Annotated in this window: 10 protein-coding genes; 8 read left to right on the forward strand and 2 right to left on the reverse strand. The window is 73.9% G+C overall.

Translation table 11 applies throughout. The annotated features are described in order from the left end of the window. Nucleotides 1–74: 74 nt before the first annotated feature. Both ACTWQH_RS03890 and ACTWQH_RS03895 read left to right on the forward strand, forming a co-directional pair. Entirely contained in the window at nt 75–2111 is a 2037-nt protein-coding gene (locus tag ACTWQH_RS03890) for a glycoside hydrolase family 127 protein (RefSeq protein ID WP_443284864.1), read from the forward strand. Between the two features lie 126 nt (nt 2112–2237). Next, entirely contained in the window at nt 2238–3995 is a 1758-nt protein-coding gene (locus ACTWQH_RS03895) for a DUF2515 family protein (protein WP_443284865.1), read from the forward strand. Here ACTWQH_RS03895 and ACTWQH_RS03900 read toward each other — a convergent pair. Further along, nucleotides 3988–5535: a PstS family phosphate ABC transporter substrate-binding protein gene (locus ACTWQH_RS03900; RefSeq protein WP_443284866.1), complete on the reverse strand. Its 1548-nt coding sequence runs from the start codon at nt 5533–5535 to the stop codon at nt 3988–3990. The two genes, ACTWQH_RS03895 and ACTWQH_RS03900, sit on opposite strands and share 8 nt — an antisense overlap. Nucleotides 5536–5980: 445 nt before the next feature. Between ACTWQH_RS03900 and ACTWQH_RS03905 the strand changes: the two genes are divergently transcribed. The 6 genes from ACTWQH_RS03905 (at nt 5981) to ACTWQH_RS03930 (ending at nt 10776) form a co-directional block, all read left to right on the forward strand. Then, entirely contained in the window at nt 5981–7510 is a 1530-nt protein-coding gene (locus ACTWQH_RS03905; RefSeq protein WP_443284867.1) for a substrate-binding domain-containing protein, read from the forward strand. A gap of 31 nt (nt 7511–7541) precedes the next feature. Continuing rightward, on the forward strand, nt 7542–7802 hold the full coding sequence (locus tag ACTWQH_RS03910; protein ID WP_443284868.1) for a hypothetical protein: 261 nt from the start codon (nt 7542–7544) through the stop codon (nt 7800–7802). 157 nt (nt 7803–7959) lie between these two features. After that, the gene (locus tag ACTWQH_RS03915; protein WP_443284869.1) at nt 7960–8082 is read left to right on the forward strand and encodes a keywimysin-related RiPP; all 123 of its coding nucleotides are present in this window, start codon (nt 7960–7962) and stop codon (nt 8080–8082) included. A 23-nt stretch (nt 8083–8105) separates the two neighbouring features. Further along, nucleotides 8106–10004, forward strand: coding sequence for a lasso peptide isopeptide bond-forming cyclase (locus ACTWQH_RS03920; protein WP_443284870.1), 1899 nt, complete (start codon nt 8106–8108; stop codon nt 10002–10004). 92 nt (nt 10005–10096) lie between these two features. After that, complete coding sequence (locus ACTWQH_RS03925; protein WP_443284871.1) at nt 10097–10357, forward strand: lasso peptide biosynthesis PqqD family chaperone; 261 nt, start codon at nt 10097–10099, stop codon at nt 10355–10357. After that, complete coding sequence (locus ACTWQH_RS03930) at nt 10354–10776, forward strand: lasso peptide biosynthesis B2 protein (protein WP_443284872.1); 423 nt, start codon at nt 10354–10356, stop codon at nt 10774–10776. The genes ACTWQH_RS03925 and ACTWQH_RS03930 overlap by 4 nt, the downstream gene beginning before the upstream one ends. 24 nt (nt 10777–10800) lie before the next feature. On the opposite strand, the gene ACTWQH_RS03935 is transcribed toward ACTWQH_RS03930, so the two are convergent. Further along, nucleotides 10801–12429 carry a serine/threonine-protein kinase gene (locus tag ACTWQH_RS03935; RefSeq protein WP_443284873.1) on the reverse strand — a complete coding sequence of 543 codons (1629 nt, stop codon included), beginning with the start codon at nt 12427–12429 and terminating at the stop codon, nt 10801–10803. Nucleotides 12430–12537: the final 108 nt, after the last annotated feature.

Below are 12537 nucleotides of genomic sequence, written 5' to 3' on the forward strand. Positions count from 1 at the left end.
TCCGGCACATGTTCTCCGGTACTCCGGCTTTCCGTTTCTCCCGCACTCCCGCCCCGCACACCCCCAGGAGCCGCATGTCCCCCTCCCCGCAGCCCTCGTCCCCGCAGCCCTCGTCCCCGCAGCCCTCGTCCCCGTCCACCGGCCCGGTGCGCCTGGGCCCCGAGGCGTACGCCGCCCTGCGGCCCACGGCGCGGGCCACCATCGCCGACGGGTTCTGGGCCGAACGCCGCCGGGTCAACGCCGAGGTCAGCATCGCGCAGGGCCCGGCGCGGCTGGCGAAGGCCGGGAACCTGGCGAACCTGCGGCGCGCGGCCGACGGGGAGACCGGCGGGTACCAGGGCTGGGCACCCTTCCAGGACTCCGACGTGCACAAGTGGCTGGAGGCCGCCGCCTGGCAGCTCGGCGACCCGGCGACCGGCCGGGAGGCCGCCGCCGAGCTCACCGACCACATCACGGAGATCACCGCCCTGCTGGCCCGCGCCCAGCAGGACTCCGGCTACCTCAACAGCTACTACCAGGTGGCCAAGCCCGAGGTGCCGCACTTCAGCGAGCCGCTGTGGGGCCACGAGCTGTACACGGCGGGCCACCTCATACAGGCGGCGGTGGCCCTGCGCCGCACCACCGGGCGTTCCGAACTCCTCGACACAGCCGTGCGGTTCGCCGACCACATCGCCGACACCTTCGGGCCCGAGGGCTCCGGCAGGCCGGTGGACGGCGTCGACGGCCACCCCGAGGTCGAGACCGCGCTCGTCGAGCTCGCCCGCGAGACCGGCGTCGACCGCTACACCGACCTGGCCCGCTACTTCGTGGACCGGCGCGGCGGCGCGCTGCCCGCCACCGGCGGCAAGGGCACCGACCGCCCCGGCTACTCCCAGGACCACGCCGCCCTCCGCGAAGCCACCGCCGTCACCGGGCACGCCGTGCGGCAGCTCTACCTGCTGGCCGGCGCCGCCGACATCGCCGCCGAGACCGGCGACGAGGGGCTGCGGACCGCCGTGGAGCGGCTGTGGGCCGAGATGGCCGCCCGCCAGACGTACCTCACCGGCGGCGTCGGCGCCCACCACGCCGACGAGGGCTTCGGCCAGCCCTACGAGCTGCCGAACGACCGCTCCTACTGCGAGACCTGCGCCGCCATCGCCTCCGTCCACTTCTCCTGGCGCATGGCCCTCCTCACCGGCGAGGCCCGCTACTCCGACCTCGTCGAGCGCACCCTCTACAACGGCGTGCTGTGCGGCGTGTCCCTCTCCGGCGACCGCTACCTCTACGACAACCCGCTGCACGTGCGCGACGGCCACGCCGACCAGGAGGGCGTCACGCCGCGCCGCGTGCCGTGGTTCGACTGCGCCTGCTGCCCGCCGAACGTGATGCGCATGCTGGCGTCCCTCCCCCACTACCTGGCCGCGACGACGGCGGACGGCACCGAGCTCCAGGTGCACCAGTACGCCAGCGGCACGGTCGCCGCCCGCCTGCCGGGCGGGGGCGGCGAGGTGGCGCTGGAGGTGCGGACGAACTATCCGTGGGGCGACCGGGTGGAGTTCACCGTCACCGGCGCCGGGGACGGCCCGTGGACGCTGGCGCTGCGCGTGCCGCACTGGTCCGAGGACGGCTGGTCGGTGTGGCTGCCCTCGCGGAACGCCCCCTACTCCTACGCCGACGGCTGGCTGCGGCTGACCCGCACCTGGGAGGTGGGCGAGGTGGTGGTCCTCATGCTCGACATGAAGCCGCGCCTCACCCTGGCCGACCCCCGGGTGGACGCGGCGCGCGGCTGCGTCGCGATCGAGCGCGGCCCGCTCGTGCACTGCGTGGAGGGCGTGGACCTGCCGCCGCTGCCGGACGGCGCCGGTCTCGACGACCTGGTCGTGGACACCCGCGCCCGGCCGCGTGACGCCGAACGCCCCGACCTGCTCGGCGGCGTCACCGCCGTCACCGCCACGGCCCGCGTCCGCCCCCGCCCGGCGGCCGACGGCGCCGGGGGCTGGTGGCCCTACCGCCCCGTCACCGACGGCGTTCCGGGCCCGGCGGGCGAGCCGATCACGGTGACGGCGATCCCGTACTACGCCTGGGCCAACCGCGAGGACGGCCCCATGCGCGTCTGGCTCCCGGTCATCTGACGCCCTGACGCCTCCGCAACGCCGGGCGCCGGTACTCGCGCCCGGCGGGGACCCCTCCCGGAGCCGGTCTGACACAGTCACCGCCCGCAGGCGCTCGGTCACACGGCTTCGAGGAGTGGATCGCCCATGCCCCCGGGACCCCCGAACCTTCACTTCACGAGGGACGAGGTCGAGGCGACGGCCGGCGACAAGAAGCCGTGGACGCGGCAGACGGAGTTCGACAACGAGATCAACCCCGAGGACATCGCCGGCGTGGCGGCCGCCTACGGCCGGGCCGCCGCCGAGGCGAGGGGGGCGCAGGACCTCGCGCAGCGGGCCACCCAGATCTCGGAGCGGGCCGGGGGCCTGGACGGCTCCTCGCTGGTGGACGGCGAAGCGCGCATCGACGAGACCAGGGGCGGCCTGCAGGACGGCGGCGCCGACGTCGACGCCGTGGTCGGGCACCTGGTCTACGCCATGAACCTGGCGCTCGCGGCCCAGGACGACGTCCGCGGGCTGATCCACAACCCTCGGGGGCTGGAGACCAGGTACGCCAACCACCTCAGGGCGGCCACCGACGAGTGGAACGGCTGGGTGGGGTCGTTGAACGACGCCCTGGCCGAGAGCAGCGGGCAGATCTGGTTCACCGAGCAGCCGCCCCCGCCGACGGTCAGTCACAACGGCGAGACGCTCCAGGCGTCGCTGACGCCCGGCGGCTGGGCCCTCCCGGACAGCCTGGCCGAGAGGATCCGGACCAAGCACCTCCAGCTCGCGGCGAACGACGCCTCCGCCACGTGGGACGACATCGACGCGGAGATCCAGCGGTACCGCCAGCGGATGACGGAGCGGGCGGACGAGCTCAGGCGCCTCGGCTACGACGTGTCGGGGGGCCCGCTGGGCCTGTTCACCAACGACGAGATGGCGCGGTGGGTCAACGACCAGGCGTTCCTGGAGCTCTGCCGGCAGCTGGGCATCGATCCCGCCGCCTGGGACACCGGCAAGGGCCTCTCCCACAACGACGACCGCATCCGGCGCGTGTACGAGTACTACGCCGATCTCTTCCTGCGCCACCCCGAGTTGCAGTGGGCGGGCATGGCGAAGCTGGCCGGCAGCCTGGTCTACGCGGGCATGCAGGACCTGCACGTGCTGCGCGGTCTCACCGGCGACGAGCGCCTGAAGTTCCTCGCGGAGGCCGCGCCGGGCATGCCGCCCGGCATGGCGCTGGCCCTGGCCAACGCCGGCGAGGCGGAGCTGGAGTACTACGAGGACACGTTCGTCGACATGCAGAAGCAGATCTTCATGGACCTGGGCTGGCAGCACGCCGCCTACGACCGCGGCGGGATCGACGAGATGCGGCGCCTGGCGGCCGAGGGCCGGCTCCCGGCCGACCAGCTCACCGCGTGGGAGAACATCGCCTCGGGCGACCCGGCGCGGATCCAGGAGGGCAACGTGGCGCTGCTGCGGCGCGAGCAGGAGACGATCCTCCAGGACGACTACGACGAGATGCAGCGGCGGCCGTTGGGCGACGCGGTCACGTACATGCTCGGCGCCACCTCCGAGTCGCCGGTGTCGGGCGGCAGGCCCTTCCGCGAGGTGGTGAACGACGTCCACGTCGACCTCCCGGACCAGGTCCGGGTGCCCGTCCCGGCGTTACCGGGCTCGGGAGGGATCGACATCGACACGCCCGACGAGATCCGATTCGACTCTCCGCTGCCCACGGGCAACATCGCGGACTTCGACTCCCGCTGGCAGTGGATTCAGGACGACATGCTGCCGGCCTACCAGGGCCAGCTCGCCAACGACATGGAGGGGCTGCGCGAGGACGTCAGCCGCCCGCTGAGCGAGCGCGCGTCGGACTACCGCCTCATCCCGCTGCCGTACGACCCCGACGACGGCGTCAACTAGCCCCTGCCCCTGCCCCTGCCCACGGCTGGCACAGCACCGGATTCTGCAACTCCGCGCAGGGCCGGTGCCCGTGGCGGCGGATGATGTCCTTGCCCACCTCGTCGGTCAGGTACCGCAGGAAGCCGGCGACGAGGGAGTCCGCGCCCGGCTCGCGGTAGGTGTAGGCGTACTCCGTCTCCCAGAAGGGGTACGCCTCGTAGTCGGCGGCACGCAGCTCGGCCCGGTTTCCGTCGATGCGCAGCAGATCGACCTCGCCGCGCTCCTCCGCCTCCAGGGCGCTGCCGAGCTCGGCGTAGCCGATGGCGCCGTCGATCTCCCCGACCGTGTCGAGCACCGCGTCGGTCTCGGACACCTCGCAGTGCACCACCTCGCCCTCCGCCGTGCCGGGCAGCAGGGTCCGGCAGTCGCGGGAGTTGCGCTGAAGCCCCTGCCCTCCCAGGACCCGGTCCTCGAAGACCTGCCGGGTGCCGGAGTTGGCCAGGCGGCTGACGAGGACGACCGGCAGATCGCCCGCGGCGCCGTCCACCCCCACCTCCGACCAGGTCGCGACCTCGCCCGCGTAGACCTGCCGGATCTCCTCCACGGAGAGGTCCTCGATGCCGATCCGCGGGTTGAGGACGGGGGTGAAGAGGGAGAACGCGATGGGGCGTTCCACCAGGTGCGGGAGGCCGGGCGGCTTCTCGCCGTCGGAGAAGGCGACCATGTCGGTGCGCTCCTCCCGGTCGAGGCGGTCCAGGCCGTCGAGGCTGCCCTCGGCCCGGATCTCGACGCTGGTGCCCGGACAGGTGCCCTCGTACGAGGCGGCGGCGGCCTCCAGCACGGGCCGGAACGCCGTCGATCCGACCACGGTGATGCCGCTGCCCGTGGCGGCGCAGTCCAGGGGCGCCGGGTCGTCGCGCGAGACGAGGTACTGGGCGACGACGACCAGCGCGAGGAAGCAGATGAGGAACGCCGACCGGACGGACAGGTCGGGCGACCACCAGGAGCGGTCGGTGCTGCGGCTCTTGGTCTCCCGGACGTGGCCGCCCCAGAAGCCGCCCATGATGCGGCCCTGGACGTGGACCTTCCGGTCGGGCTCCCCGGCCGGCGCGGCCGGGTCGCGCCCCAGGACCACCAGCACCTTGTACGCCTGCCCCCGGACCAGCGGCACCTGCGGGAGGTCGATGTGGTTGCCGTCCACCCGGATGTTGTCGTGGATGTCCGGGATGAGGGCCACGTCGTCGGGATCGACGACGGTCACCTCCCACCGCTGCACCACGCGGTGGGGGAACAGGACGCGGATGCCCCGGCGGCTGTCGCTGCTGTTCGGGATGAACTGGTAGTCCTCGGCCTTGACGTTGGCGACGCCGTTGTTCTCGATGCGCAGCAGGACGAGCGAGGGGTGGTCGAGACCCGGCAGCGCCTGGGTGGCCTCGGTGTCCATCTGGACGCGGTAGCCGAGCCGCTTGAAGCCCAGGAGGGTGAACTCCCACAGCGCGGCGATGATGGGCACGACAACGCCGAGGATGGCGAGCGTGATCTCCCACGGAATGATGTCCACGGCGTCAAGTTACGGAGGGGCGCGGTGTGTTGCCGCAGCCGGCGCAGCGCGGGGGTGATGCTTCAGAGAGTGTTCACCGGCTGTTGAGCGCCTCGTGTCCCATACGAGACGCCGAACGCCTGCCGGGCGATCTCGCTTTACGAATCAACCGGCCGGCGATGCGAAAAGGGTGATATCGGCGTGGACGAGAATGCGACGCCGTCCAGCGCTCCATTCCGTGGGAGTGAGAGGAGTCCGCGTTCGCATGATGCCGGGGTGGTGCGGGGGGACGTGAGCGGGGAGCCTCGTCGCGGTGGCGCGAGCCCATGCCGCCCACGTCGCCGAAAACCTCTTCGCACAGGACCGCAGGAGGGTCGTGGATCAGCCGTCAAGGGCGAAGCATGGAGGAGTTAGCATCGCCCTGTACGCATGAGGGAAAGGTTTTCGCTCAGGTGAGGGTTCCCGTTTGACCACGCGACGCAAGCCCACGGTGACGCTGACGGACGTGGCAAGGCGGGCCGGGGTCTCCGTGGCCACGGCGTCGAAGGCTCTCAACAGCGGCAACGACGTGGCCCCCGGCACCCGCCGCCGGGTGATGCGCGCGGCCGAGGAGCTGGCGTTCCGGCCCAACGCCCTCGCCCGCGGCCTGATCTCCGGCCGCACGAGCGCCGTCGGCCTGCTGACCGACGAACTCGGCGGCCGCTTCGCCATCCCCGTGCTGCTGGGCATCGAGAACACCCTCGGCAGCGGAGAGATGTCGGTGATGCTCTGCGACTCCCGGGGCGACGCGATCCGCCGCCAGCACTACATCCGCTCGATGCTGGCCCGCCAGGTGGACGGCTTCATCGTGCTCGGCGACAGCAACGACATCCGCGCCTCGCTGCGCGAGGAGATCCCGGTCCCGGTGGTCTACGCCTACTGCGAGTCCGACGACCCCGCCGACGTGTCGGTGCTCTCCGACGACCGGGCGGGCGCCCGGCTGGCGATGGAGCACCTGGTCTCGCTCGGCCGCCGCCACATCGGGCACATCACGGGCGAGGAGACCTACCGGGCCGCGCGGGAGCGGGCGGAGGCGGTGCGCGAGGTCCTGGCGGAGGCCGGGCTGCCGCTGGCGGGCGGGGTGCCGTTCTTCGGCGAGTGGACCCGGCGCTGGGGGCGGCACGCCGCCCGGCTGCTGCTGGCCGCCCACCCGGAGACGGACGCGGTCTTCTGCGGCAGCGACCAGGTCGCCAACGGCGTGATCGAGACCATCCTGGAGTCCGGCCGGCGGATACCCGACGACGTGGCCGTGGTCGGGTACGACAACTGGGAGGTCTTCTCCGCCGACAGCAGGCCGCCGCTGACCACCGTCGACCTGGACCTGCAACGCCTGGGCGCGACCGCCGCCAGCCACCTGCTCGACGCGCTGAACGGGCGCCCGGCCTCCGGCGTGGTGCGGCTGCCCGGCCGCCTCGTGGTCCGCGAGTCCACCGGGCCGCTGCCGCGCACGGGAGGTGCCGCGCGTCCGGCCGCCCCGGCGGGTCCGGCTCCGGCGGAGTCGGGTCCGGCGGGTCCGGGTCCGGGATCGGATCCGGCGGGCGCCGTCGGCGCCGTGCCGCCCGTGGAGCAGTGGGTCCCCGACCCGCTGTGGCGGATCGCCGCGCCGCTGCTCCCCAGCGACCGCCCCTCCCGCCCCCAGGGCGGCGGGCGCCGCCGCGCCCCCGACCGCTCGGTCCTGGCCGCCCTGCTCTACCTGGCGTCGACGGGCGGCTCCTGGCGCACCCTGCCGCCGGCGATGTTCGGCGTCAGCGGGGCGACGGTGCAGCGCCGGCTGGCGGAGTGGCAGGGCTTCGGCGTCTTCGCCCGCCTCGGCGCGGCGCTCGACGACCTCCCCGCCGCCGCCACCGCCTCCCAAACGCCCGGGACAGAATCGAGCAATTGGTTGCAGATGGCGCGCGTGGCCGTCCCCGCGCTCGCCTCACCCGACGCACGGTCATACGAGCAGCCAAAACCGTAACCCGTTCGGCCGCATGCTCGATGAGCACGGCATGAACGGCATGAACGGCATGAACGGCAAGAAGCGCACGAACAGGCGGACGGCTTGGGCCCGTTGGCCGCTGCTGGCGTTGGCGGCGGCCGGGGCCGCGACCCTGACCACCGGCACGGCCACGGCCGACGAGCACTACGACGGCACCACCCTGATCGGCCCCCGCTACGGCCTCCTCGTCACCGGCCAGATCGACGACCCGCTGGAGGACGTTCTCGAACACGCGGCGATCTTCGGCTCCCACACCGTCACCAACGACTGAGGAGACGCGCGGGTATTGATGCGATCACCACGAAATCGCCCCCTCGGCCCGCGGCCCGGGACGGTCGGCTCCTCCTCGCTCATATGACTTTCGGCGACGGCCTTCTCGCGCACAGCAGCCGCCGCCTACGCTCTTTTTCGCACCCACCCTTTCGAGAATGGAGAAGGGCATGAAGAAGCCGTACGAGGCCCCGATGCTGATTCGCCAGGGAGAATTCCGCAGGAGGACGGGCTTTCTCCAGGATGCCGGCAACGACCGCTTCGTCCTGAGCAAGAACTGACGGCCGAAACAGCCCGGCAGATCATGTCTCTATCGCCTTCGGCGAGCCGGCGGGAGGAATTCTTCGCGGTCCTTCCGGACACCGCGTCGGCCTCCCGCGCGGCGCGCCGCCTGCTGTCCGGGCCCCGCTTCCGCCGGGCCCAGTCGGTGGCGCACGCCTCCGGCCGGCCCTGGCTGGTCGGTCACTGGCGCGACGACGACCTCCTGACCGCGCACACGCCGCAGGCGCGGCTCGCCGTGATCGGCTGCTGCCCCATCACCTCGGCCGAGCTGCGGCGGCGCGCCGCGCGGCTGCGGGACCTGGCGGAGCTCGACGAGCTGGCCCGCGCGCTGCCCGGGAGCTTCCACCTCGTGGCCGAGCTCGACGGCCGGCTGCGGGTGCAGGGGACGGCCTCGGGGCTGCGGCTGGTGTTCCACGCGAGCGTCGCCGGGACGCGGGTGGCCGCCAGCCGCGCCGACGTCCTGGCCGAGGCGATCGCCGCCGGTCCTGACCAGGAGCAGCTCGCCGTCCGGCTGTTGTGGCCGGTGCCGCACCCGCTCGCGGAGCCCTCGATGTGGCGCGGCGTCGCCGCCGTGCCGCCGGGCGAGGCGTTGATCGTCGCCGTGGACGGCCGGGGCGGCCGGACGACGCGCTGGTGGGCGCCGCCCGAGGCGCGGCGTTCGCTCGCGGCGGGCGCGCCCGCGGTGCGCGAGGCCCTGACCGCGGCGGTCGACGCCCGCACCCGCGAGAGGCCCGCCGTGAGCTGCGACCTCTCCGGCGGCCTGGACTCCACCTCCATCACGTTTCTCGCGGCCCGATCGGCCGGTTCGGGCGGTTCGGCGGGTTCGGGCGGTTCAGCCGGTTCGGGCGGGACGCGGGTGATCGCCAGCACCTGGCCGGGCCGCGACCCGGCCGACACCGACCTCGACTGGGCCCGCCGCGCCGCCCGCCACCTCCCCGACGTCACGCACGTGGTGTGGGACGCCGCCGCCGCGCCGCTGGTCTACACCGACCTGCTGACCATCGACGAGCCGATGGACGAACCCACCATCGGCGTCATGGATCTCGCCCGCGCCCTGTACCACCTGCCCGGACTCGCGCGGCGCGGCAGCCGGCTGCACCTGACCGGCATCGGCGGCGACCACGTCGCCTGGTGCTCGGAGGCGTACTACCACCGGCTGGCGCGCACCCGCCCGCTGCTCGCCCTGCGCAGGCTCCGGGGCTTCCGCGCGCTGTGGAACTGGCCGCTGCGCGAGACGGCGTGCGCGCTCGCCGACTCCCGGCCCTACGGGCGGTGGCTGGCCGACGCGGCGGCGCGGCTGCGCGACCCGCCGCCGCCCCGCGTCAGCGGCGCCCTCGGCTGGGGCACGGCGCCGCGCCTGTTCGACTGGGCCACGCCCGACGCCGTACGCCTGGCCCGGCGCGCGCTCGCCGAGGCCGCGCCCTGCGCAACGCCCCTGGCGCCGGACCGGGGCATGCACACCGACCTGGAGCAGATCCGCGCCTGCACCCGGATCATCCGGCAGTGGGACCACTCCGCCGCCCGGCTGGGGCTGCCGCAGTCCTCGCCGTTCCTCGACGACCGGGTCATCGGGGCGTGCCTGGCCGTCCGCCCCGCCGAGCGGGTCACGCCGTGGGCGTACAAGCCCCTGCTGGCGGCGGCGATGCGCGGCATCGTGCCGGAGGAGTGCTTGCGCCGCACCAACAAGGCCCAGGCGGCGCTGGACGCCGCGGCCGGGCTGCGGGAGCACCGGGGGGACCTGGCGGCGCTGTGGCGGACGGCGCACCTCGCCCGGCGCGGCCTGGTGGACGCGAACCGCCTGGAGGAGCTGGCGCGGCGCCCGTCCACTCCCGGCCTGCGCGACGCGATTCTCTATTCGACCATCGCCTGCGAGGTATTTCTCCGGACGCTGTCCCGCGATCCAGCAGCCCTGCAGAACTGAACCAGGGCACGATTCGCGGCGCGGATTCAAGGCACTGATCCACGGCACTGATCCACGGCACTGATCCACGACTGAGAGGGAAGAGACCGCCCATGCCCCTGCGTTTCCGTGACAATGTCGTGACCGCCGAGACCGAATACGGCGCGGTGCTGCTCGACCAGCGCAGCGGCGACTACTGGGAGCTGAATCCCACGGGCGCGCTCGTGGTCCGGACGCTGATGCGCGGCGGCGAGGAGAGCGACGCCGTGGCCGCGCTCGTCGAGGAGTTCGACGTCTCCACCCCGCGCGCCACGCAGGACGTCTCGGATCTGCTCGCGCACCTGCGGTCCTCGGGGCTGGTGGTGGCGCGGTGACCACGCCCAGCGCCCTCGACCGCCCCGCCGGGGTCCCCTTCTCCCACCGACTGGCGGCCCTTCTCGTGCTGCCGCCGGCGTTCGCCCTCGCGCGCCTGCCGCCGCACCGGCTGCGCCGCGTGCTTCTGACGCTGCGTCGCGGCGCCTCCCCGGCGGGGGCGGCGCAGGCCCAGGCGGCGCGGGACGCGGTCTGCGCGGTGAGCCTGCGGTGCGCGTCCCCCCGCGGCTGCCTCCCCCGGTCGCTGGCCGCCGCCCTGATGTGCCGTCTGTGGGGCACCTGGCCGACCTGGTGCACGGGGGTGCGGGCGCTGCCGCCGTTCGCGGCTCACGCCTGGATCGAGGCCGACGGCCACCTGGTGGGCGAGGGCGACGTCCCCCACGACTACTTCCGCCGCCTCATCACCGTCGCTCCGGCGTGATGGAGCAACGGACGCCAAGCGGCATCACGCCCCGTTGGTCACCGGCCGGGCCACGTCTCCCGACAGGGCGCGGCTGAGGCGGACGAAGGCGGCGACGGTGGCGAAGGGCGTCACCAGGGCGTTGGCGAACAGGGCCATCCAGGCGCCGGCGGACAACCACAGGACGGTGGGGACGTCGCCGTTCTTGAAGTCGTCCATGGTGGCGAGCAGGCCCGTCAGCCAGGCGAGGTGGCCCACGACGGCCGCCGACCACGCGAGCCAGTAGACGGCCGAGGCGGCGGCCCAGGCGCGGGCGTGGCGCTCGGTGTGGCGCTGGAGCGTGCGGCGACGGTACGCCAGCCAGACGAGGGCGGCGACGAGCAGCAGCGTCAGCGGCGGGAACAACCCGTCGTTGTCGGCGAACCTGGCCAAGTCGCCCGCGAGGCCGTCCGCCGGCGGGATCAGTGGGTGCTCGCGCGCCACCTCCTTCAGCCTGCGGCTCGCGAGCAGCAGCATCACCATGGGGATCAGCCCGAAGAGGCTCAGCAGCGGACGGCCCAGCGCGCCGCGCTGCACCCAGGGGGCGAGCCAGATCCGGCGGAGGGGGTCGTGCCGGAGGTGGATGGGGCCCTGGCGGGACGGCGGGGCGGCGTACGCCGCGTAGGGGGCGTACGGGGAGACGGCGGGCCGAGGCGGGGGCGAGGGCTGGGGCCGGGGCCGGGGCTTGGCCGGCGGCGGCCCGGTCCTGGTCGGGGCGTGGTGCGCGTCGACATCGACCCTGGTCGGCGTGGCCGTGGACCCCTCGTTCTCGCTCTGCTCCTCCTCAGCCTCCAGGTTGAGAAGGTGCTCGGCCTTGCGAGCGATGGCCGAGGCGACCGGCGCCGGCAGCCAGTCCCCGCGCCCGTCGTCGCTCTCCGCCGCGCAGGCCAGGACCCGGTCGAGGGTGAAGCGCTCCTCGGGCCGCTTGATAAGGCAATTGCCGACGACCCCCCACATCGCCCCCGGCAGGTCGTCGATGTCGGGCTGCTTGTGCACCACCCGGTACAGCAGCTCGGGCCCGGAGCCGGTACCGAACGGGCCGCGCCCGGTGGCGGCGTAGGTCATGACGGCCCCCAGCGCGAACACGTCGCTGGCGGCGGTCACCGGCTCGCCCTCGGCCTGCTCGGGCGAGATGTAGCCGGCCGAGCCGATGACCAGGCCCGTGCCGGTCAGCGCGGTCTCGTCGGCGGCCCGCGCGATCCCGAAGTCGATCAGGCGCGGCCCGTCCTGGGAGAGCAGCACGTTGGACGGCTTGAGGTCGCGGTGGACGAGCCCGCTGTCGTGCACGGCGGCGAGCGCGCGGGCGAGGCCGCCCAGCAGGCGCCACAGCGCGGGCTCGGGCAGCGGCCCGTGGTCGTGCACGGCCTCGGCCAGCGTGGGCCCGGGGACGTAGGCGGTCGCCAGCCACGGCACGGGCGCGTCCGTGTCGGCGGCCACCACCGGAACCGTCCCGGCGCCCGACACCGCCTGTGAGGCCCGCACCTCGCGGGCGAACCGCTCACGGAAGCCGGGCGCGGCGGCCAACGCCGGATGCACCCGCTTCAACGCGACCGCCCGCCCGCCGGAGGAGCGGCCGAGGTAGACCCGCCCCATCCCGCCCTCACCGAGGCGGAGCAGCAGCCGGAACTCCCCCACCCGCCTTGGGTCTTCATCCGTCAACGGCCACACGGCCGGACACCCCCGAGCCACTTGATGTTGTGAACGCGACCACAGTGTCGCAGGCGCGGGCACGCGGGCGGTCCG

Origin of the sequence: Streptomyces sp. 6N223 (assembly GCF_052246635.1) — a bacterium.
In the GTDB taxonomy this organism is placed as follows: Bacteria; Actinomycetota; Actinomycetes; order Streptomycetales; family Streptomycetaceae; genus Streptomyces.